The 20,661-nt window shown below is 61.7% G+C and carries 17 protein-coding genes and 1 tRNA gene; 4 read left to right on the forward strand and 14 right to left on the reverse strand.

Going from position 1 to position 20,661, the window contains the following annotated elements; translation table 11 throughout:
• Positions 1–14: 14 nt before the first annotated feature.
• Complete coding sequence (locus E1573_RS18595) at positions 15–1,298, reverse strand: FAD-binding oxidoreductase (RefSeq protein WP_133216046.1); 1,284 nt, start codon at positions 1,296–1,298, stop codon at positions 15–17.
• Between the two features lie 187 nt (positions 1,299–1,485).
• Here E1573_RS18595 and E1573_RS18600 point away from each other — a divergent pair.
• Positions 1,486–1,562 (forward strand) — tRNA-Val (locus E1573_RS18600).
• Between the two features lie 278 nt (positions 1,563–1,840).
• Here E1573_RS18600 and E1573_RS18605 read toward each other — a convergent pair.
• Genes E1573_RS18605 through E1573_RS18615 form a run of 3 tightly spaced genes read right to left on the reverse strand, consistent with a single transcriptional unit; the run spans position 1,841 to position 7,596 of the window.
• Complete coding sequence (locus E1573_RS18605) at positions 1,841–3,298, reverse strand: efflux transporter outer membrane subunit (protein ID WP_133216047.1); 1,458 nt, start codon at positions 3,296–3,298, stop codon at positions 1,841–1,843.
• Positions 3,295–6,432, reverse strand: coding sequence for an efflux RND transporter permease subunit (locus E1573_RS18610; protein WP_133216048.1), 3,138 nt, complete (start codon positions 6,430–6,432; stop codon positions 3,295–3,297). The genes E1573_RS18605 and E1573_RS18610 overlap by 4 nt, the downstream gene beginning before the upstream one ends.
• A 15-nt stretch (positions 6,433–6,447) precedes the next feature.
• Positions 6,448–7,596: an efflux RND transporter periplasmic adaptor subunit gene (locus E1573_RS18615; RefSeq protein WP_256659576.1), complete on the reverse strand. Its 1,149-nt coding sequence runs from the start codon at positions 7,594–7,596 to the stop codon at positions 6,448–6,450.
• A 196-nt stretch (positions 7,597–7,792) separates the two neighbouring features.
• On the opposite strand from E1573_RS18615, the gene E1573_RS18620 reads away from it, so the two are divergent.
• The 3 genes from E1573_RS18620 (at position 7,793) to E1573_RS18630 (ending at position 9,853) form a co-directional block, all read left to right on the forward strand.
• On the forward strand, positions 7,793–8,575 hold the full coding sequence (locus tag E1573_RS18620) for an IclR family transcriptional regulator (protein WP_133216050.1): 783 nt from the start codon (positions 7,793–7,795) through the stop codon (positions 8,573–8,575).
• An 8-nt stretch (positions 8,576–8,583) separates the two neighbouring features.
• Positions 8,584–9,204 (forward strand): TetR family transcriptional regulator, encoded by a 621-nt coding sequence (locus E1573_RS18625; RefSeq protein ID WP_133216051.1) that lies wholly within the window; start codon positions 8,584–8,586, stop codon positions 9,202–9,204.
• Positions 9,205–9,415: 211 nt separating this feature from the next.
• Positions 9,416–9,853, forward strand: coding sequence for a hypothetical protein (locus E1573_RS18630; protein WP_133216052.1), 438 nt, complete (start codon positions 9,416–9,418; stop codon positions 9,851–9,853).
• 107 nt (positions 9,854–9,960) lie between these two features.
• Here the strand turns inward: E1573_RS18630 and paaZ are convergent, their stop codons facing one another.
• The 10 genes from paaZ to paaK all read right to left on the reverse strand — a co-directional run bounded on the left by paaZ (position 9,961) and on the right by paaK (position 20,648).
• Positions 9,961–12,015 (reverse strand): phenylacetic acid degradation bifunctional protein PaaZ, encoded by a 2,055-nt coding sequence (gene paaZ, locus E1573_RS18635; RefSeq protein WP_133216053.1) that lies wholly within the window; start codon positions 12,013–12,015, stop codon positions 9,961–9,963.
• Between the two features lie 42 nt (positions 12,016–12,057).
• The gene (locus E1573_RS18640) at positions 12,058–13,293 is read right to left on the reverse strand and encodes an OprD family porin (RefSeq protein WP_133216054.1); all 1,236 of its coding nucleotides are present in this window, start codon (positions 13,291–13,293) and stop codon (positions 12,058–12,060) included.
• A gap of 21 nt (positions 13,294–13,314) precedes the next feature.
• The gene (locus E1573_RS18645; protein WP_133216055.1) at positions 13,315–14,961 is read right to left on the reverse strand and encodes a cation acetate symporter; all 1,647 of its coding nucleotides are present in this window, start codon (positions 14,959–14,961) and stop codon (positions 13,315–13,317) included.
• On the reverse strand, positions 14,958–15,266 hold the full coding sequence (locus E1573_RS18650) for a DUF485 domain-containing protein (RefSeq protein WP_133216056.1): 309 nt from the start codon (positions 15,264–15,266) through the stop codon (positions 14,958–14,960). The genes E1573_RS18645 and E1573_RS18650 overlap by 4 nt, the downstream gene beginning before the upstream one ends.
• Before the next feature lie 112 nt (positions 15,267–15,378).
• Positions 15,379–16,455, reverse strand: a complete 1,077-nt coding sequence (paaE, locus tag E1573_RS18655; RefSeq protein ID WP_133216057.1) for a 1,2-phenylacetyl-CoA epoxidase subunit PaaE — start codon at positions 16,453–16,455, stop codon at positions 15,379–15,381.
• A gap of 25 nt (positions 16,456–16,480) precedes the next feature.
• Complete coding sequence (paaD, locus tag E1573_RS18660) at positions 16,481–17,014, reverse strand: 1,2-phenylacetyl-CoA epoxidase subunit PaaD (protein ID WP_133216058.1); 534 nt, start codon at positions 17,012–17,014, stop codon at positions 16,481–16,483.
• Positions 17,001–17,762: a 1,2-phenylacetyl-CoA epoxidase subunit PaaC gene (gene paaC, locus E1573_RS18665; protein WP_133216059.1), complete on the reverse strand. Its 762-nt coding sequence runs from the start codon at positions 17,760–17,762 to the stop codon at positions 17,001–17,003. Before paaC ends, paaD begins: the two co-directional genes overlap by 14 nt.
• 10 nt (positions 17,763–17,772) lie before the next feature.
• Positions 17,773–18,054 (reverse strand): 1,2-phenylacetyl-CoA epoxidase subunit PaaB, encoded by a 282-nt coding sequence (gene paaB, locus E1573_RS18670; RefSeq protein ID WP_133216060.1) that lies wholly within the window; start codon positions 18,052–18,054, stop codon positions 17,773–17,775.
• 27 nt (positions 18,055–18,081) lie between these two features.
• Positions 18,082–19,080 (reverse strand): 1,2-phenylacetyl-CoA epoxidase subunit PaaA, encoded by a 999-nt coding sequence (gene paaA / locus E1573_RS18675; RefSeq protein WP_133216061.1) that lies wholly within the window; start codon positions 19,078–19,080, stop codon positions 18,082–18,084.
• Between the two features lie 254 nt (positions 19,081–19,334).
• A complete protein-coding gene (paaK, locus tag E1573_RS18680) occupies positions 19,335–20,648 on the reverse strand; it encodes a phenylacetate--CoA ligase PaaK (RefSeq protein ID WP_133216062.1) in 1,314 nt (437 codons plus the stop codon).
• Positions 20,649–20,661 lie beyond the last annotated feature (13 nt).

A 20,661-nucleotide genomic window follows, 5' to 3' on the forward strand; every position in this document is an offset into this window, starting at 1 on the left:
GGCGGCGTTTAAGCTTAGAAGCCCAGACGGTCGCGCAGGCTGTAGTACCAGGCACCGATGGCGCTGAACGGTACGCGCAGCATCTGACCGCCTGGGAACGGGTAGTGCGGCAGTTCGGCGAAGGCGTCGAAACGCTCGGCCTGACCGCGCAGGGCCTCGGCCAGCACCTTGCCCGCCAGGTGGGTGTAGGTGACGCCGTGGCCACTGCAACCCTGGGAGTAGTAGATGTTGTCGCCCAGACGGCCGACTTGCGGCAGGCGCGACAGGGTCAGCAGGAAGTTGCCGGTCCAGGCGTAGTCGATCTTCACGTCTTTGAGCTGCGGGAAGGCCTTGAGCATCTTCGGACGGATGATCGCTTCAATGTTCGCCGGGTCACGTGCACCGTAGACCACGCCACCACCGAAGATCAGGCGCTTGTCGCTGGTCAGGCGGTAGTAGTCGAGCAGGTAGTTGCAGTCTTCGACGCAGTAGTCTTGTGGCAGCAGGCTGCGCGCCAACTCTTCGCCCAGTGGTTCGGTGGTGATCACCTGGGTGCCGCACGGCATGGACTTGGCGGCCAGCTCTGGCACCAGGCCGCCGAGGTAGGCGTTACCGGCGACGATGACGAACTTGGCACGCACTTTACCTTGTGGGGTATGCACGACCGGGTTGGCGCCACGCTCGATGCGCACAGCTGGCGACTGCTCGTAGATTTTGCCGCCCAGCGATTCGACCGCTGCAGCTTCGCCCAGCGCCAGGTTCAGTGGGTGGATGTGGCCGCCGCTCATGTCGAGCATACCGCCCAGGTATTGGTCGCAGTTGACCACTTCACGGATGCGCTTCTGGTCCATCAGCTCCAGTTGGGTATGGCCGAAGCGTTCCCACAGGCGTTTTTGCGATTCCAGGTGGCCCATCTGTTTGGAGGTCAGCGCGGCGAATACGCCACCGTCCTTGAGGTCACACTGGATGTTGTACTTGGCGACGCGGTCACGAATGATGCGGCCGCCTTCAAACGCCATTTGGCCGAGCAGTTGCGCCTGCTTGGGGCCGACAGTGCGTTCGATGACATCGATGTCACGGCTGTAACTGTTGACGATCTGGCCACCGTTACGGCCAGAGGCACCGAAGCCGACCTTGGCGGCTTCCAGTACGGTCACGCTGAAGCCATTCTCCAGCAGGAACAACGCGCTGGACAGACCGGTGTAGCCGGCGCCGATCACGCAGACATCGGTCTGTACCTCTTCCTGCAGCGCCGGGCGCGGCGGAACCGGATTGGCCGATGCGGCGTAGTAGGACTGAGGGTAGGGGGTATTGGCCATGCTGCGAAACCTCTGTTTTATATTTTTTACGACTGTACCGATGCTATCAATAATAATAAACACCCGCTAGTCGTGTGTTGAAAATCCTTTACTCGGGGTTTTCACAAATATTTTTAAGATTCAGTGGCTTAGCGCGAAAAAAAGAGTTGACACAGTTTGTCGATTCCGTAGAATGCCGCCTCACAGCAGGCACATAGCTCAGTTGGTTAGAGCACCACCTTGACATGGTGGGGGTCGTTGGTTCGAGTCCAATTGTGCCTACCACATTAAATCCGCCCCTGCTGGCGGTACCAAAAAGGCGATCCGAAAGGGTCGCCTTTTTTGTTTTCTCCTGTGGGGCGCGAGGAAAGCCGTTGCCATACCCAATGCGCCCACGGCAGAACCTGCCGTCAGCGCTGGATAACACGCGGTATCGAAGTAGAAGCGCTGAGAGGCACATTCAAAAAAGGCCAGTCATGCAGTAGAACTGCATGGTCTGGCCAAGCGGGAGCAGCCGTTATCCGTTGCGGAAAGCTACGCCTTGCAACGCAATTGTGTGCCTTTCAACTACCGGGTTGTGGTTGCTGTGCAGCCAGGGCAATCGTCGTGTGTTTGTCCCAACCGCCGCCCAGCGCTTTGAACAGCAGCACTTCGCTGCTGAGCTGGCTCAGCCGGTCCCTGATTAACTGCTGTTGCGCACTGAACAGTTCACGCTGCGCGTCGAGCACTGCCAAATAGTTGTCTACGCCTTCGTCGTAGCGTTGGTTAGCCAGCGTGTAGTACGCCTGGTTGTTGTGTACCAGGTCGCGCTGGGCCTGTAGCTGCTCGGCAAATGTGCCCCGCGCTGCCAAGCCGTCCGCGACCTCGCGAAATGCGGTCTGGATGCTCTGCTCGTACTGGGCGACATTGATGTCCTTGATCACTCGGCGGTAGTCCAGGTTGCCGCGCAGACGCCCGGCGTTGAAGATCGGCAGGTTGACCTGAGGGACGAAACTCCATAGCCCGGAGCCACCCTCGAACAGGCCGTCCAGCTCGCTGCTGGTGGTGCCGGCCGCTGCCGTCAGGGTGATGCTTGGGAAGAATGCGGCACGCGCCGCGCCAATGTTGGCATTGGCGGCCAGCAGGCGATGTTCGGCGGCCTGGATGTCAGGACGACGCAGCAGCAAGTCGGCCGGCAGGCCTTCGGGCAGCGGCGCCAGCGGCTGCGAGTAGGCCTGAGCGCGTGACAGCTCAGCCGGTAGTGCAGTACCAACCAGCAGTTGCAGGGCGTTGATGTCTTGCGCGACCTGGCGGGTATACAGCGACTGCTGTACCCGCGCGGTTTCCACCAGACTGCGTGCCTGACGCACATCCAGCGCCGACGCCGTGCCAACTGCGCGGCTGGAGTTGATCAACTGCAGGCTGTTCTCGTAGCTGATCAAGGTCGAGCGCGCCAGTTCAAGCTGATCCTGATCACTGCGCCAGGTCAGGTAGGCAATGGCCACATCGCTGATCAACGCAATCTGCACGCTGTGTTGTGCCTGGCTGGTCGCCAGGTACTGCTCCAGTGCCGCCCGTTCAAGGCTGCGCAGGCGGCCGAACAGGTCTACTTCATAGGAGACGTTGAGTGCTGCACTGTACTGGCTGTGGATCTGCGCCTCACCGCTAGGTGACAGGTCGGCGGGTTGGCGTTGGCGTGCCCCGGCGCCGCTGGCATCGAGGCTTGGGAACAGCGCCGAGCGCTCGATTCTGTGCAACGCACGATAGGCCTCGACATTGAGCGCCGCCTGGCGCAGGTCGCGGTTGTTGTCCACGGCACTGGCAACCAGCTTGCGCAGCAGCGGGTCGCGCAAGAATGCCTCCCAGCTCAGTGCGCTATCCCGCGCTTCGGCGCTTTGCCTGCTGGCTGGCGCAGGGTTGCCATACGCCATGCCCTGCGGCCAGTTCGATGGCACTGGAGCGTCCGGGCGCTGGTATTCGGGGATCAGGCTGCAGCCGCCCAGCGCCAGGCTCAAGGCGATCGAGAGGTAACCACGCTTCATGCCGTTTCTCCTTGCGCGGCCGCCGCAGGCCGTTTGCGTTCAAACACTTTCACCACTACGACGTAGAACAAGGGCACGAAGAACACTGCCAGTACCGTGGCGGTGATCATCCCGCCGACCACGCCCGTGGCGATGGAGTGCTGGCTACCAGCGCCGGCGCCTGAGGCGATGGCCATGGGCAATACACCGAAGGTGAAGGCCAGGGACGTCATGATGATCGGCCGCAAGCGCAGTTTGGCTGCCTCAATGGCCGCGCGTGCCAGTGGCATGCCTTGTTTCTCGTAGAGCTCCTTGGCGAACTCGATGATCAGGATGGCGTTCTTCGCCGACAGGCCGACCGTAGTCATCAGGCCGATCTGGAAGTACACATCGGCTTCCAGCCCGCGCCACAGCGTTGCCAGTACTGCGCCGAGAATGCCCAGCGGTACCACGAGCATCACCGACACTGGAACCGACCAGCTCTCGTACAGCGCGGCCAGGCAGAGGAATACGATCAGTACGGTCAGGGCATAGAGCATCGGTGCCTGGTCGCCGGTCTGGATTTCCTCATAGGACAGGCCGTTGTAGCTCAGGCCAATGCCGGGAGGCAGTTGCTGCATGATGCGGGCGATGGCCAGCATTGCATCGCCGGTGCTGTAGCCAGGCGCCGGTTCACCGAGGATCTGCACTGCAGGAATGCCGCCATAGCGTTCAAGCTTGGGCGAGCCGTAAACCCACTCGCCGGTGGCGAACGCAGAAAACGGCACCATCTGCCCAAGGCTGTTGCGCACATACCATTTGTCGAAGTCCTCCGGGGCGATCCGTGCACTTTCCACGCCTTGGATGTAAACGCGCTTTACCCGGCCCAGATCGATGAAGTCGTTGACGTACATCGAGCCCCAGGCGGCGCTCATGGTTTCGTTGATTGCGGAGATGCTGACCTGTAAGGCGCGGGCTTTCTCGTCGTCGATCCTGATTTGGAATTGCGGCTCGTCATCCTTGCCGTTGGGGCGTACCGAGCGCAGCGTCGGATCTTGCGCCGCCAAGGCCAGGAACTGGTTGCGCGCAGCCATCAGGGCCTCATGGCCAACGCCGGAATTGTCTTGCAGGAACAGGTCGAAGCCCATGGCGTTACCCATCTCCAGGATCGCCGGTGGTACGAAGGCCATGACGGTCGCGTCCTTGATGCTGGCAAAGCGCTGGTTGGCACGTTGAGCCAGGCTGAACACATCGTCGCCGGCGGCCTTGCGTTCGGACCAGTCCTTGAGTACTACCAGCACCAGGCCGGAGTTCTGCCCGCGTCCGGCGAAGTTGAAGCCGTTGACGGTCATGACGTGCTCGACCCTTTGGCCTTCTTCATTGACCAGGTAGTCCTTGACCTCCTGCAGCACCGTCTCAGTACGTTCGGCCGAAGCGTTGAGCGGCATGCGCACCTCGGCCATCATCAGGCCTTGGTCTTCGTTCGGCAGGAAGGCCTTGGGGATCTGGCTGAACAGGTAGCCGGTGCCTGCGGTGATCAGCACGAAGGCCAGCAAGTATCGGCCGCGATGCTTGAGCATGCCGCCCACGCCGCGCTCGAAACGCAGGGTGCTGCGGTCAAAGGCACGGTTGAACCAGCCGAAGAAACCCTTTTTCTCGTGGTGCGCGCCGCCCTTTGGCGCTTTGAGAATGGTGGCACACAACGCCGGGGTGAAGATCAGCGCGACCAGCACCGACAGGCTCATGCACAGCACGATTGTCACGGCGAACTGTTTGTAGATGATACCGGCCGAGCCGCCAAAGAAGGCCATTGGCACGAATACCGCCGAAAGCACCATGCCGATACCCACAAGGGCACCGGAAATCTGTTGCATGGATTTGCGCGTTGCCTCCAGCGGCGACAGGCCTTCCTCGTGCATCAGGCGCTCGACGTTCTCGACCACCACGATCGCATCATCGACCAGCAAGCCGATGGCCAGGACCATGGCGTACATGGTCAGCACGTTGATGCTCAGGCCGAAGTGGGGCAGCAGGGCAAAGGTCCCCAGCAACACCACCGGTACCGCCAAGGTCGGGATAATCGTGGCGCGCAAGTTCTGCAGGAACAGCAGCATCACCAGAAACACCAGGACCACGGCTTCGAAGATGGTATGCACCACCGAGTCGATGGAGGCTTCGACCACTGGCGTGGTGTCATACGGATAGATGATCTCCACGCCTTCTGGCAGGTAGGCCTTTTGCTTTTCGAGTTCGGCCTTGACCGCCTTCACTGTTTCCAGAAGGTTGCCGCCACTGGCCAGGCGCAGGGCCAGGCCTGCTGATTGTTGGCCACGGTATTTGGAAGAGATGGCGAAATTGTCCGAGGACAAGCTGACCTTGCCCAGGTCCTTGACTCTGATCTGCGAACCGTCGGCTTTGACTTTGACGAGGATGTCCTCGAACTCGCTGACAGTGGTCATGCGGGTCTTGCCCAGTACCGAGGCGTTGAGCTGCACACTGGAGAGGGTCGGCAAGCCGCCAAGCTGGCCGGCGGAAATCTGCACGTTCTGTTCGCGGATCGCCTGGGCGACATCACCCGGTGTCAGCTGGTAGCTGTTGAGCTTTCCAGGGTCGAGCCAGATGCGCATGGCATAGGGGGAACCGAATAACTGGAAGTCGCCGACGCCGTTGATGCGCGAGATAGGATCCTGCAGTTGCGAGGCGATCAGGTTACCGAGGTCGAAGTTGTCCAGTTTACCGGTCTTGTCCACCAGGCCGATGATCAGGAAGAAGTTCATCTGGTATTTGACCACCCGCAAGCCCTGGCGTTGGACCTCTTCGGGCAAGCGTGGGGTGGCCAGTTGCAGCTTGTTCTGCACCTGCACCTGAGCGATATCCGGGTTGGTGCCCTGCTCGAAGGTGACGATGATGTTCATGCTGCCATCGGCGTTGCTTTCCGCGGCCATGTAGCGAAAGCCATCAAGCCCGGACAATTGCTGCTCGATGACCTGGACCACCGTGTCCTGCACGGTCTTGGCCGAAGCGCCGGGATAGCTGACCTGGATCGAAACGGCCGGTGCAGCGATGTTGGGGTACTGACTGACGGGCATTTTCAGCAACGACAACGCACCTGCGAGCATGACCACGATGGCCAGTACCCAGGCGAAAATCGGCCGGTCAATAAAAAAACGTGACATGAAATCGCTTACTCCTCAATTGACCGGGAGGTCCGCTGGCGCGCCGAATTCGGCGACCAGTCTGACGTTGCTGGCCGCGACAGGTTTTACGGTGATGCCGGCGCGTACGCGCTGAACGCCCTCGGTGACGACCCGCTCGCCATCCTTGAGGCCCGCGCCGATCAACCAGGCATTGCCAACGGTGCGCAGGGTCTGTAGTTCACGCTGCTCGACACTGTTGTCGGGTTTGACCACCCAGGCTGTCGGCCTGCCGCGTGCATCGCGTCCAACCGCCTGTTGCGGCACGAGGATGGCGGCCTGCTGTTCGCCCTCGGTGAGCTGTGCGTGGACGAACATGCCCGGCAGCAACTTGCGCTCCGGGTTCGGAAACTCGGCGCGCAGGGTCACCGAACCGGTGGTGGGGTCGACGCTGACTTCAGCGAATTTCAGTGTGCCTGTGAGCGGGTAGGGCGTGCCGTCATCGAGCGTCAGGCTGACTTGCGCCTGGTCTTTGCCGTTGGCTTGCAGGCGTCCCGAGGCCAAGGCTTGCTTGAGGCCCAGCAGCTTGGTGATCGGTTGGTTGACGTCGACATAGATTGGATCGAGCTGGGTCACCGTGGCCAGGGTCTGTTCCTGGCCATTGGTGACCAGCGCACCTTCTGTGACGGCGGAGCGACCGATGCGCCCGGAAATCGGGGCCAGCACTTTGGTGTACTGCACATCGATACGGGCCATCTGGGCATCGGCTTGTGCCTGCTTCCAGGTGGCCATCGCGTCGTCGTACTGCTGCTGGCTCACGGCGTTGGTCTTGAGCAGGCGCTCATAACGGCGGGCGAGGTTCTGTGCGGTCAGCAGGCTGGCCTCGGCGCGGGCCAGCCGTGCCTGATAGGTACGCGGGTCGATCTGATACAGCTGCTGACCTTCCTTGACCTCGGCGCCCTCGACGAACAGGCGTTGTTGCAGGATGCCGGACACCTGAGGGCGTACTTCGGAGATGCGATAGGCCGAAGTCCTTCCGGGAAGGTCGGTGGTCAGGGTCAGGGCCTGGGCTTTGGCGGTGTAGACACCGACTTCCGGGATAACCACGGCACTGGATCCTGTTTCTTTGCCACCGCAACCGGCCAGCAGGCACAGGGCCGCCAGGGGAATGAATTGCCGTGCACGCCGAACATGCTTGAGTCTCACCGCTTGTCTCCTGTTTAACGCTGAAAAATCAAAATCACTTTGTGTGAATCGTATTGCGGTATAGTGTATCACCATGCGATTCAGTCAATGCAAGCCATGAATTGCATGACTGGTCTGATCGGCGGCTTGCCACTAGAGTGGCGGCCAATCAACAGAATCAGGCACGGCGGCCTCGCGGCCAGATCCAAGGAGTCGTATGAGTGATATGCAAGAAGGCAGCGGCAAACACGCTGGAATACAGGTTATTGCGCGGGCGGCATCAGTCATGCGCGCGTTGGGAAGCAACCCGCAGGGCTTGAGCCTGGGGGCCATCGCTCAGGTCGTGGATCTGCCGCGCTCGACCGTGCAGCGCATCATCAATGCGCTGTGCGTGGAGCATCTTGTCGAAACGTTGGGGCCGGCTGGCGGCTTTCGTCTCGGTCCGGCCTTCGGCCAACTGGTGACCCAGGCGCAGGTCGATATCATTTCCCTGGTAAGGCCTTATCTGTTGGCCTTGTCGGAAGCGATGCAAGAGTCAACTTGCCTGTCGTCGTTGTCGGGCGACAAGGTTTATGTACTCGACCGCATCGTCGCCGAACGCGAACTGCGCGTGGTGTTTCCCATCGGTATACATGTACCGGCGACGGCCACTTCTGGCGGCAAAGTGCTGCTGGCCGAATTGCCGCCCGACATGCTCCAGGCCCTACTGCCTGATCCGTTGCCTGTCTGCACACCGAAGACGCTGGCACGAGCGGTATTGCTTGAGCAGTTGCAAGCGATCAAGGCCAACAATCTGGCCGAGGATCAGGATGAATATATCGAAGGCTTGTGTTCTTACGCCGTTCTGCTGGACACCTACCTTGGCAAGTATTCGATCTCGATCGTCCTGCCCAACTCGCGCGCTGCGGCCAGGGCCGAGGTGTTACAGGCAGCGTTGCAGGCATGCAAGCGTGACATTGAAGAGGTGATCGGTCGTTCACCTCGCGTTGAACAAGGATAGTGTGGGACATGGCCAGAAAAACGGCTGCCGAGGCAGCGCGTACGCGTCGCACTATTCTGCAGGCAGCTGGCGATCTGTTTTCCCGGGAAGGAGTGAGCGATACCACGCTCGAGCAGATCGCACGCCAGGCCAATGTCACGCGCGGAGCGATTTACTGGCACTTCAAGGGCAAGCAGGATTTGCTCGACACGCTTTTCAACGAGCAGCGGCTGCCGTTGGAAGTCGATGTCCCGCAAAGCCTGGACTTCAGTAGTGGCTGGCAGCGCCTGCACGATGACCTGGTGGCGACCATTAGTGGCGAGACCTCGCGGTGCCTGTCGGAGATCATGCTGTACCAAGGCGCTTACGGTGCCGATCCGGCCGCACATCAACGGCGCTTTACCCAAGTGCGGCAGTCATTGCTGTGTCATCTTCAGGTGTTGCTGGAGCGCGCGGTGGCCCGGGCGGAACTGCCAACGGCACTCGATATTCCCGGAGTGGTGGCGTTCTTTCGCCTGTCGATTACCGGCCTGCTCTACGAGTGCCTGCAAGACAAGCAAAACCCGCTTGAGGCGGTCTCATCGACGCTGGCGGTGCTCAAACATGTCGTCAATGCCCCGCCACGGCATTTGCTGCTGAAGGCCCCCTAGCACAGGTTGCTAGCCCCCCCCGGTGGGAGCGGGCTTGCCCCGCGATGCGATGTGTCTGACAGGCCGCAATCGCGGGGCAAGCCCGCTCCCACAGCAAGCCCGTCCCACCTCCCTCAAGGACCGGCTATCCGAAGAACAGCCTGTATAGACAGCACCGCTAGAATTAACAGGGGGATAACTTTCATGCGTATTGCTTGTAAGGAGTCCTACAATGAAGATGCTATCTTCACTGGCGCTGGTGATGGCAGCCGGATGGATCTCAGGTTGTGCTACAGGGCCTGATCATCAACTGGTCAGCCTCCCGCTGAATGCAACTCAGGACAACGCCGGGCATATCGCTCATGCCAGCCTGGTGGCGATGGGCAGCAAGACGGAAATCCGGATCGCTGTCAGTGGTGTGCCTGATTCAACGACAATTCCTGCTCGTCTCTACACCTACCTCTACACGGGCGGGTGCGGCGGTCTGAGTGAAAAGCCAGCTTACTCGATGAATCAAACCGTGCGGTCAGATCTCCATGGCCCTGGCATGGAGTTGGTGAAGGTCGCACCCTTGTCACTCGATAGTCTGCGCTCGGGCAACTATGCCCTGGTGGTGCGCGCTAGTGCTGCAGACGGCAATCACGACTTGTTCTGTGCCAATGTTATCTAGTGCTTTGGCATGACTTCGTGCCCCCCCGGTGGGAGCGGGCATGCCCCGCGATGCGATGTGTCTGATAGATCGCAATCGCGGGGCAAGCCCGCTCCCACCGGTCAGTGTCAAGCGTTGCGCTTGACCACCAAAGTGAGGATGTCGTAGCTGGCGCACAGTTCGCCGTTCTGGTTGGTCACCTCTACATCCCAGGCCACTACACCTTGCGGCTCGCCTTTCGGGCTGACTTTGCCTTGGTCGATCTTGCGTTTGCAGGTCAGGCGCGCCTGGATGGTGTCGCCGATGCCCACCGGGGTGATGAAGCGCAAGGTGTCCAGGCCGTAGTTGGCCAGTACCGGGCCGACGCCTGGGGAAACGAACAGGCCGGCTGCCGCCGACAGCACGAAGTAGCCGTGGGCGATACGCTTGCCGAACTGCGAGTCTTTGGCGGCGATGTCGTCGAAGTGCATGTAGAAGTGGTCGCCAGACAGGCAGCCGAAGTTGACCAGATCCGACTCGGTCACGGTGCGACGGTGGGTCAACAGCGATTCACCGATCTGCAGGTCTTCGAAATGGCGGCGGAACGGGTGCACTTCACTTTCGTAGACCTTGGCACCGCGTACGTATTCTCCGGTGACGGCCATCAACATGCTTGGCGAGCCCTGCACTGCGGTGCGCTGCAGGTAATGCTTGACCGCGCGCAGGCCGCCGAGCTCTTCGCCACCACCAGCACGCCCTGGGCCACCGTGTTTGAGCTGTGGCAGCGGCGAGCCGTGGCCGGTGGATTCGACAGCCGATTCGCGGTCGAGGATGTGCAGACGGCCGTGCAACGCGGCAGCGGCCGGTACTACCTTGGCAGCGACGCGGGGGTCTTTGGTGATCAGGCTGGCGACCAGGCTGCCTTTGCCGCGGGCGGCCAAGGCGATGGCTTCGTCAATATCGTCATAGCCCATCAGGGTGCTGACCGGGCCGAACGCCTCGATGTCGTGGGCACCACCTTCGGCATGCGGGTCGCGGCTGCGCAGCAGGGTCGGGGCGAAGAAGGCGCCTTCGTTGACACCTTCGCCGCGCGGGGCGAAGCCGTCCTTGGCACCGAACAGCAGGTCGCTCGATTGCAGCAGCGCTTCGACGCGCTCGGCGACGTCAGCCTGTTGTGCGTGCGAGGCGAGTGCCCCCATCTTCACACCTTCTACCGACGGGTCACCGACCACCACCTTGGCCAGGCGATCACGCAGACGTTCGGCAACAGCGTCCAGGTGCTTGGCCGGAACGATGGCACGGCGAATGGCGGTGCACTTTTGCCCGGCCTTGGTGGTCATCTCGCGGGCGACTTCTTTGACGAACAGGTCGAACTCTTCGTCGTCCGGGGTGACTTCCGGTGCCAGAATCGCGCAGTTCAGCGAGTCGGCTTCGGCGTTGAAGGGGATCGAGTTGCGTACCAGGTTGGCGTTGATGCGTAGTTTGGCGGCGGTGTCGGCAGAACCGGTGAAGGTCACCACGTCCTGGCCTTGCAAGCGGTCGAGCAGGTCACCAGTGCCGCCGATGATCAGCTGCAGGCTGCCCGCCGGGAGCAGGCCGGATTCGTCCATCAGGCGCACGGTGGCTTCGGTCAGGTAGCTGGTGGCGGTGGCAGGCTTGATGATGCACGGCATGCCGGCGAGGAAGCTTGGGGCGAACTTTTCCAGCATGCCCCAGATCGGGAAGTTGAAGGCGTTGATGTGCACCGCGAGGCCACCGCGCGGTACCAGGATATGGCTGCCGGCGAACTTGTTGGTTTTGCCCAGTGGCATCACCGGGCCCTCGTGCACCACATTGCCGGACGGCAGCTCGCGGCTGCCGAGGCTGGCGTAGGCGAACAGGGTACCGGCACCGCCTTCGATGTCGATCCAGCTGTCGGCGCGGGTCGCACCGCTGTGGTGAGACAGCGCGTACAGCTGTTCCTTACGCTCAAGCAGGAACTTGGCGAGGGCTTTGAGGCGTGCGGCGCGCTGTTGGAAATCCATCGCCATCAGCTCGGCGATGCCGCGCTGGCGGGCATGGGCGACGGCCTCGGCGAAGTCCAGGGTTTCTTCATGGGTGCAGGCCAACGGCTGGCCGTTGATCGCACTGCGCAGTGTCTGGGCACCGTGCTGGCCGATCCAGCGGCCGCCGATGAAGCTTTGCAGGGTGGTGTTGTTGATCATTACAAACTCTCCAGGGTGTCGGGGGTAGCCGCACCGCAGGCCCTACCAGAGGGCCAGGGTGTAGCCGAGAATCAGGCGGTTTTCGTCAACGTCGGTGGTCAGCCCGTTGCCGGAGCGGAAGGTGACGTTGCGCCAGCGCAGGCTGAGGTTTTTCAGCGGGCCGCTTTGCACGACGTAAGCGAGATCGCTGTCGCGTTCCCACTCTTCACCGTGATCGCCGGTGGTGGTTCGGGCGTTGCGTCCGTCGACGTAACGGGTCATGAAGCTCAGACCGGGTACGCCGAGGGCGGCGAAGTCGTAGTCGTAGCGCAGTTGCCAGGCGTCTTCTTCGGCACGGGTAAAGGTGTTGAAAGTCACCAGGTTCACCGAGTACGGGTCGCCGCCGTTGAGGAACGGGAAGGCGCTGTCGCCCGACATGCGCTGCCAGGCCGCGCTGACCTTATGGCCGCCGTGGCTGAGGCTGAGCATGCCGTTGAAGTTGCGGTTGTCGATGATGCCGGCGCGTGACTGGCCGTCTTCACGGCTGTCGAAGTAGCGCAGGTCGCTGCGCAGGCTGAAGCCGCCACCCAGCGGTTGGGTGTGGATCAGGCCGACGAACTGCTGGCGGTAGATGTCTTCGAGCTTGCCGTAGTAGTAGCTGAGGGCGAGCTGTGGGTTGATCGCGTAGCTGCCGCCGGCGAAGTCGAAGGCATCGCTGGTGGCGGCGCCGTAGCCAATGTCGTCGCGGCCGGAGGAGTCGCGCAGGTTAGCGCGGGTCAGGCGACCACCGTTCAAGGTCAGGCCGTCGAATTCCTGCGACGTCAGCATGCCACCCTGGAAGGTGGCCGACAGCAGCCGGGTATCGTTATAGGTGACCACCGGCAGTAACGGTTGCAAGGTGCCCACACGCAGCACGCTCTTGGAGGCGCGCAGCTTGCCGGTCAGGCCCAGTTCGCTGTAGTCGTCCACCGGTTCGTGGCTGTTCGGGCCGAACGGCAGCAGGCCGGTGCCGCGGCGGTCGCGACTGGAATCCAGTTTGATCCCCAGCTCGCCAATGGCGTCGAGGCCAACGCCGACATCGCCTTCGGTGAAGCCGGACTCAAGCCGCGCGGTGAAGCCTTGCCCCCATTCCGCAGCCTTGGCCTGTGGGGCGCCAGTCTGGCGGAAGTCGCGGTTGAGGTAGTGGTTACGCAGCTCCAGGGTGCCTTTGCTGTCGTCGATAAAATCGGCCATGACCACCGGGGAGGTGGCCAGGCCAAGCGCCGCCAGCAGCGGCGCGCAAGTACGGAAATCGGTCATTGTTATTATGCTTCCGTTGAATCAGTGGCGGCTGGCGGCAGCTGCGCCGATGCCGGTCATCGAGCGGATGAACTGGGCCAGGTAGCGGCCACGTTCGGTTTCAGCCCGTGGTGAGCGGTCGGTGACCGAGAACACCCAGGCGCCGAGGAAGGCCAGCGTCATGGAGAACAGCGCCGGGTTCGAGTAGGGGAACAGCGCTTTCTCGTGGTGCAGTACGCCGACCCAGACCACCGGGCTCAGTACCAGCAGGATCACGGCAGACGCCAGACCAACCAGGCTGCCGGCCACAGCGCCACGGGTGGTCAGGCCTTTCCAGAACATCGACAGGAACAGCACCGGGAAATTGACCGAGGCGGCGATGGCCAGCACCAGGCCGGACAAGAAGGCAATGTTCTGCGACTCGAACAGCAGGCCGAGGATCACTGCCAAAACACCGATCACCAGCGTGGCGATACGCGACATGCGCATTTCTTCGCGTTCTGTGGCCTGGCCCTTGCGGATCACGCAGGCATACAGGTCGTGGGCCACTGCCGAAGCGCCAGACAGCGCCAGGCCTGCAACCACGGCAAGGATGGTGGCGAAGGCCACGGCCGAAATGAAACCGAGGAACAGGCTACCGCCCACGGCCTGGGCCAGGTGCACAGCAACCATGTTGCCGCCGCCGATGATCGCGCCGCCAGCGTCGCGGAAGGACGTGTCGGTACCGACGATGACAATGGCGCCGAAGCCGATGGCAATCAGCAGGACATAGAAGTAACCGATGAAGCCGGTGGCATACAGCACGCTCTTGCGCGCTTCACGAGCATCTTTAACAGTGAAGAAACGCATCAGGATGTGCGGCAGGCCAGCGGTACCGAACATCATGCCGACGGCCAGCGAGAGGGTGTCGATCGGGTTGCTCAGCAGCCCGCCTGGGGCCATGATCGCCTGACCTTTGGCATGCACAGCAGCCGCACCGGCGAACATCGCTTCGGTGCTGAAATTGAAATGCTTGAGCACCATGTAAGCCATGAAGCTGGCGCCCGACAGCAGCATCACTGCCTTGATGATCTGCACCCAGGTGGTGGCGAGCATGCCGCCGAAGGTCACGTAGAAGATGATCAGTACGCCCACCAGCAGGACTGCGTGCAGGTAGCTGATACCGAACAACAGCTCGATCAGCTTGCCAGCACCGACCATTTGCGCCATCAGGTACATCAGCGCCACGATCAGGGTGCCGACAGCTGCGACGATACGGATCGGGGTTTGCTCCAGGCGGTAGGACACTACATCGGCGAAGGTGTACTTGCCGAGGTTGCGCAGGCGTTCAGCGATCAGGAACAGAATGATCGGCCAGGCTGCGACCACGCCCAGGGAGTAGAGCAGGCCATCGTAGCCGGCCATGAAAATCATCGCCGAGATGCCCAGGAACGAGGCGGCACTGATCATGTCGCCGGCAATCGCCAGGCCGTTCTGCAGGCCGCTGATGCCGCCGCCCGCCGTGTAGAAGTCGCTGGCCGAGCGGGTGCGCAGGGCGGCCCAGCGGGTGATTCCGAGGGTGAACAACACGAAGACCAGGAACATGCCGATGGCGTTCCAGTTCAGTGGCCGCGCGGCCGTTTCGGCGGCCAGTGCGGTACCGCTGGCCAACAGGCCAGCGCTCAGCAAGACGAGGCGAGAAGGATTCATTGCTGCTCCTCCTGCACAAGTTTGGCAACCAGCGGGTCGAGCACCTGATTGGTCTGCTGCACATAGAAGGCAGTGAGCGCGAACGACAGCACAATCACCACCACGGCCACCGGAATGCCGAGGCTGGTGGCGCCACCGTTGAGCGACTGGCTGAGCACGCCGGGGGCGAAGGCCATCACCAGCACGAAGCCGTAGTAGATGGCCAGCATTGCCAGGGTCAGCGACCAGGTCAGGCGCTGCTTGCGACGCACTAGCTGGATGAAATCCGGGTGTTGCCGGAGACGTTCGTGGTCTTGAGTGGTCATGCGTTCACGCTCTCTTTTTATGATTGTCGAGACAGTGTTTTCGGGGTACAGCAAGGGCCTTGCCTGGCACGCGTTGCCGCCTGCCAGGCAAGGCTTGTACTGGGTTCAGCGCTTAGAGCTGGTCGAAGTCGAGTACCACCTTGTCGCTGATCGGGAAGGCCTGGCACGACAGCACGTAGCCGGCTGCCACTTCGTAGTCTTCCAGAGCGAAGTTGCTGTCCATTTCCACTTCGCCTTCGATCACTTTGCACTTGCAGGTCGAGCACACTCCGGCCTTGCACGAGTAGGGCAGTTCGGCACCGTGTTCGTTACCGGCGTCGAGCACGCTGGCACTGTTGCGCGCCAGTTCGAACGACAGCTCGCGCCCGTCACTGATCACGGTGATCTGGCTCTTGGCGCTGTCGATCTGGGCGGCGGCCTGGCGTGCTTCGCGTTTCTGCGTGCTGCCGACGGCGGCGAACAGTTCGAAGTGGATGCGTTCGGCAGGCATGCCGTTAGCCTTGAGCTGGTCGCGAACGGTTTCAGTCATCGCCTGCGGGCCGCAGATAAAGGCGGCGTCGAGGGCTTTGACGTCGAGCCAGCGGCTGAACAACTGGGCGCATTTTTCGGCGTCGATACGGCCGTTGTAGAGGTCTACGTCCTGCTGCTCGCGGCTGAAAATGAAGATCAGGTTGAGGCGTTGCAGGTAACGGTTTTTCAGGTCTTCGAGCTGTTCGCGAAACAGCGCGGAGTTGCTCGAACGGTTGCCGTACAGCAGGGTGAAACTGCTGTTGGGCTCGCGCTCCAGTGTGGTTTTGATAATCGACAGGATCGGCGTAATACCACTGCCGGCGGCTACCGCCAGGTAATGGCCCTGATGTGCCGGGTCGAGTGGTACGAAGAAGTGTCCGGACGGCGGCATCACTTCCAGGCTCTGGCCGGCCTTGAGGCTGTCGTTGGCGTAGGCAGAGAACTGCCCGCCGGGCACGCGCTTGATCGCCACGCGCAGCTCACCGTCGTTGACCCCGGTGCAGATCGAGTAGGAGCGGCGCACTTCCTGATCATTGAGGTGGGTGCGCATCACCAGGTGCTGGCCCTGGGTGAAACGGAAATCGTCGGCCAGTTCGGCCGGTACGTCGAAGGCGATCGACACCGCGTCGCGGGTCTCCGGGCGTACTTCTTTAATCTTCAGGCTGTGGAACTTGCTCATTTTTTTGTCTCCGGCAGCACGCTGCTCAGATGCACTTGAAGTAGTCGAAAGGCTCACGGCAGTCGATGCAGCGGTACAGCGCCTTGCAGGCGGTGGAGCCGAATTCGCTGAGGCGTTCGGTGTGGGCGCTGCCGCATTGCGGGCAGCACACTTCATCGCCTTCACCCAGCAGGCTGCGCTTGCTGGAGCTGCCCGCCGGTGGTGCGATGCCGTAGGCGCGCAGGCGCTCGCGGCCGCTGTCGCTGATCCAGTCGGTGGTCCACGCCGGGGTCAGCCGGCGCTCCAGTTGCGGTGCAGCGAAGCCCGCCTGTTCCAGCGCCGTGGCGATGTCTTGCTCGATCACCTCGGTGGCCGGGCAGCCGGAATAGGTCGGAGTGACCACCACATGCAGGTGGCCGCCTTGCCAGTCGAGGCCACGGACAATGCCGAGCTCGACCACGCTGACCACCGGGACCTCCGGGTCCATCACGGCGCCGAGCACGGCCCAGGCCTGCTCCAGGTCGTTGGCCTGGAGCGAGCGCGCGCCGCGGTCGCTGGCAATCAGCTCACCAGGTTGCATCGGGATAGGCTCGCGGCAGGAACTGCATTTCGGCCAGCAAAATCCCGAGGTGCTCGCTGTGCAGGCCACGGCGCCCGCTCAGGTAGAAGTAGCTGGCCGCCGGTGGAACGGGCAGGGTGGCTCGGCCGAATACATCGGCGACCTTGGCCAGCCAGGCACTGGCGATTTCGTCTGGCTGTGCACCGATACCGGCTGCGGCCAGACGCTGCTCGACATCGTCGCCGTTGACCAGCTCGACACTGAAGCGCCAGACCTGTTCGATTGCAGCCAGCATGCGCTGGTGGCTCTCGTCGGTGCCGTCGCCCAGGCGCTCGACCCACTCGCCGGAACGGCGCAGGTGGTAAGTGACTTCCTTCAGTGCCTTGGCGGCGATACCGGCGACGCGTTCATCGCTGGAGCTGCTCAGGGCGTGCAGTACCTGGAAGTGCCAGGCGTCGTAAAGGAACTGTTTGACGATGGTCACCGCATAGTCGCCGTTGGGTTGTTCGACCAGCAGCAGGTTGCGATAGGCACGCTCGTCGCGGCGGTACGCCAGGTCGTCGGCATCGCGACCGTCGGCGAGCAGTTCGGCGGCGTAATCCAGCCAGTTGCGCGCTTGGCCAACCAGGTCGAGGCCGACGTTCATCAGGGCCAGCTCTTCTTCCAGAGCCGGGGCCTTGCCGCACCATTCGCACAGGCGCTGGCCCTGGATCAGGGCGCTGTCGCCGAGGCGCAGCAGGTATTGAATGAGGTCTTCACGTTGATTCATGGCAGTGGCCTCACATGTGCCCGACTTCGGCCGGCAGCTCGTAGAAGCTGGCGTGGCGGTAGACCTTGTCTTCGGAAGGGACGAACAGCGGGTCTTTCTCGTCTGGCGAAGAGGCGGTGATCAGTGCCGAGGGCACCACCCACAGGCTCACACCCTCGTTGCGGCGGGTGTACAGCTCGCGAGCGTTCTCGATGGCCATTGCCGGGTCGGCGGCGTGCACGCTGCCAACGTGTTTGTGGTTGAGGCCGTGCTTGCTGCGCACGAACACTTCGAACAGGGTCCATTCGGACATGGCGGGACTCTCCAGATCAGGGGCGGTTCAAGCGGCGTCGCGCTTGGCTTGTTGTTGTTTTTTGCGGGCGTGGGCAACAGCGGCTTCACGAACCCAGGCGCCGTCTTCGATGGCCTTGCGGCGGGTGGCTACACGTTCGGTGTTGCACGGGCCATTGCCTTTGAGCACGTCGTAGAATTCTTCCCACTGGATTTCGCCGAAATCGTAGTGGCCGCGCTCTTCGTTCCACTTCAGGTCTGGGTCCGGCACGGTGCAGCCGAGCAGTTCCAGTTGCGGGATGGTCTGGTCGACGAAACGCTGGCGCAGCTCATCGTTGCCCTGGCGTTTGATTTTCCAGGCCATCGACTGCGCGCTGTTGGGCGAGTGTTCATCGCTTGGGCCGAACATCATCAGGGCTGGCCACCACAGGCGGTTGATAGCGTCCTGGACCATGTCCTTCTGGGCCTGGGTGCCTTCTTTCATCATGGTCAGCAGCAGCTGGTAGCCCTGACGCTGGTGGAAGCTTTCTTCCTTGCAGATGCGGATCATCGCCCGCGAGTAAGGGCCGTAGGAGGTGCGCTGCAGTACCACCTGGTTGACGATCGCTGCGCCGTCAACCAGCCAGCCCACCGCGCCCATGTCGGCCCAGCTCAGGGTGGGGTAGTTGAAGATGCTCGAATACTTGGCCTTGCCGCTGTGCAGCTTGGCGATTTCTTCGTCGCGGTCGGCGCCGAGGGTTTCCATCGCGCTGTACAGGTACAGGCCGTGGCCGGCTTCGTCCTGGATCTTGGCCATCAGCTGCAGCTTGCGCTTGAGAGTTGGTGCGCGGGTCACCCAGTTACCTTCCGGCAGCATGCCGACGATCTCGGAGTGGGCGTGCTGGGAGATCTGACGGATCAGGGTCTGCCGGTAGGCGTCCGGCATCCAGTTCTTCGCCTCGATCTTGATCTCGGCGTCAATCTTCTCTTGGAAGGCGCGCTCCTCAGGGGACATTTCGTCCAGCGCTTTGACCCGCTTAACGCCGGTCTCAACCAGTTGTGCGTACATGCTGTGTCTCCAGCCTTTTATAGGTTTGTCGGGAGGCCTTGGCCATGGCTGTATTTTTAAATGATACAAAAATAAATATCAAACAAAAAATTGTGTGTCGCATAAGATTTTTGTATCACATTCCCGAAAGAGCCCCCGGTGGGAGCGGGCTTGCCCCGCGATAGCGGTGTATCAGTCACATCCCATCGCGGGGCAAGCCCGCTCCTACCGGGCAAAAAAAAGCCCCGCCGAAGCGGGGCTGAGAGGCGCTGTGGTCAAACGGGTGTGCGTTTGTCGTATACGTGGCAGGCCTTGCCTTCCGAGCGCTTCAGGCTGTGCGAAGGCTGGATCAGTACGCGGGCGCTGATACCGATGTAGGTCTTGATCTGCTTGCTCAGCTCGTTGCCAATCAGACGCTGCTGATCGGGGTCCAGGCCCTGTAGCTCATGCTTGAGTTCGACATGTACATCCATGCTGTCGAGATTGCCATTACGATACAGATGTATCTCATAATTTTCGGAAAGCTGTTTTATTTTAAGAACCTGCTCCTCGATCTGCGTCGGGAACACGTTCACCCCGCGGATGATCAGCATGTCGTCACTACGCCCGGTGATCTTGTCGATACGACGCATCGGCCGCGCAGTACCCGGCAGCAGGCGAGTGAGGTCGCGGGTGCGGTAGCGGATCATCGGCAGCGCTTCTTTGCTCAACGAGGTGAACACCAGCTCGCCGTATTCACCGTCGGGCAGCACTGCGCCGGTCACCGGGTCGATGATTTCCGGGTAGAAATGGTCTTCCCAGACGGTCGGGCCGTCTTTGGTTTCAGCGCACTCCATGGCCACGCCCGGGCCCATGATTTCCGACAGGCCGTAGATGTCCAGGGCGGTGATACCCATACGCTCTTCAACTGCCCGGCGCAGCTCGGCCGTCCACGGTTCAGCACCAAAGATGCCCAGGCGCAGCGCCAGCTTGTGCGGGTCGAGGCCTTGACGCTCGATCTCGTCGGCGATGTTGAGCATGTATGACGGGGTGACCATGATGATGTCCGGCTGGAAATCACGGATCAGCTGGACCTGCTTCTCGGTCTGGCCGCCCGACATCGGAATTACCGTGCAACCCAGGCGCTCGGCGCCGTAGTGCGCACCCAGGCCGCCAGTGAACAGACCGTAACCGTAGGAAATCTGCACCTTGTCGCCACGGCGGCCGCCGGCAGCGCGGATCGAACGTGCCACGACGTTGGCCCAGGTGTTGATGTCATTCTGCGTGTAGCCGACCACCGTAGGCTTGCCGGTAGTGCCACTGGAGGCATGCAGGCGTACCACGTCTTCCATCGGCACGGCGAACATGCCGTAGGGGTAGTTGTCGCGCAGGTCGTTCTTGCCGGTGAAGGGGAACTTGGCCAGGTCTTCCAGCGACTTCAGGTCGTCGGGGTGAAGGCCCAGGCTGTCGAAACGCTGCTTGTAAAGCGGCACGTTGTCATAGGCGTGCTTGAGGCTCCAGCGCAGGCGATCGAGCTGGTGTTGGCGCAATTGATCGATGCTTGCAGTTTCCATCGGATCAAGCAGGTTCGTGTTGATAAGCATATTCATGGCTTCACTCGAA

Source organism: Pseudomonas sp. H9 (genome assembly GCF_004353925.1).
Classification (GTDB): domain Bacteria; phylum Pseudomonadota; class Gammaproteobacteria; order Pseudomonadales; family Pseudomonadaceae; genus Aquipseudomonas.

What these genes read in the sequence shown, in the direction of transcription:
- E1573_RS18640 (WP_133216054.1), bottom strand. Translation starts at nt 13,293, where the DNA reads ATGACCGATTTCCGTACTTGCGCGCCGCTGCTGGCGGCGCTTGGCCTG.
- E1573_RS18625 (WP_133216051.1), top strand. Translation starts at nt 8,584, where the DNA reads ATGGCCAGAAAAACGGCTGCCGAGGCAGCGCGTACGCGTCGCACTATT.
- paaD (WP_133216058.1), bottom strand. Translation starts at nt 17,014, where the DNA reads ATGCAACCTGGTGAGCTGATTGCCAGCGACCGCGGCGCGCGCTCGCTC.
- E1573_RS18595 (WP_133216046.1), bottom strand. Translation starts at nt 1,298, where the DNA reads ATGGCCAATACCCCCTACCCTCAGTCCTACTACGCCGCATCGGCCAAT.
- E1573_RS18610 (WP_133216048.1), bottom strand. Translation starts at nt 6,432, where the DNA reads ATGTCACGTTTTTTTATTGACCGGCCGATTTTCGCCTGGGTACTGGCC.
- E1573_RS18630 (WP_133216052.1), top strand. Translation starts at nt 9,416, where the DNA reads ATGAAGATGCTATCTTCACTGGCGCTGGTGATGGCAGCCGGATGGATC.
- paaC (WP_133216059.1), bottom strand. Translation starts at nt 17,762, where the DNA reads ATGAATCAACGTGAAGACCTCATTCAATACCTGCTGCGCCTCGGCGAC.
- paaB (WP_133216060.1), bottom strand. Translation starts at nt 18,054, where the DNA reads ATGTCCGAATGGACCCTGTTCGAAGTGTTCGTGCGCAGCAAGCACGGC.
- paaK (WP_133216062.1), bottom strand. Translation starts at nt 20,648, where the DNA reads ATGAATATGCTTATCAACACGAACCTGCTTGATCCGATGGAAACTGCA.
- paaE (WP_133216057.1), bottom strand. Translation starts at nt 16,455, where the DNA reads ATGAGCAAGTTCCACAGCCTGAAGATTAAAGAAGTACGCCCGGAGACC.
- E1573_RS18620 (WP_133216050.1), top strand. Translation starts at nt 7,793, where the DNA reads ATGAGTGATATGCAAGAAGGCAGCGGCAAACACGCTGGAATACAGGTT.
- E1573_RS18605 (WP_133216047.1), bottom strand. Translation starts at nt 3,298, where the DNA reads ATGAAGCGTGGTTACCTCTCGATCGCCTTGAGCCTGGCGCTGGGCGGC.
- paaZ (WP_133216053.1), bottom strand. Translation starts at nt 12,015, where the DNA reads ATGATCAACAACACCACCCTGCAAAGCTTCATCGGCGGCCGCTGGATC.
- paaA (WP_133216061.1), bottom strand. Translation starts at nt 19,080, where the DNA reads ATGTACGCACAACTGGTTGAGACCGGCGTTAAGCGGGTCAAAGCGCTG.
- E1573_RS18645 (WP_133216055.1), bottom strand. Translation starts at nt 14,961, where the DNA reads ATGAATCCTTCTCGCCTCGTCTTGCTGAGCGCTGGCCTGTTGGCCAGC.
- E1573_RS18650 (WP_133216056.1), bottom strand. Translation starts at nt 15,266, where the DNA reads ATGACCACTCAAGACCACGAACGTCTCCGGCAACACCCGGATTTCATC.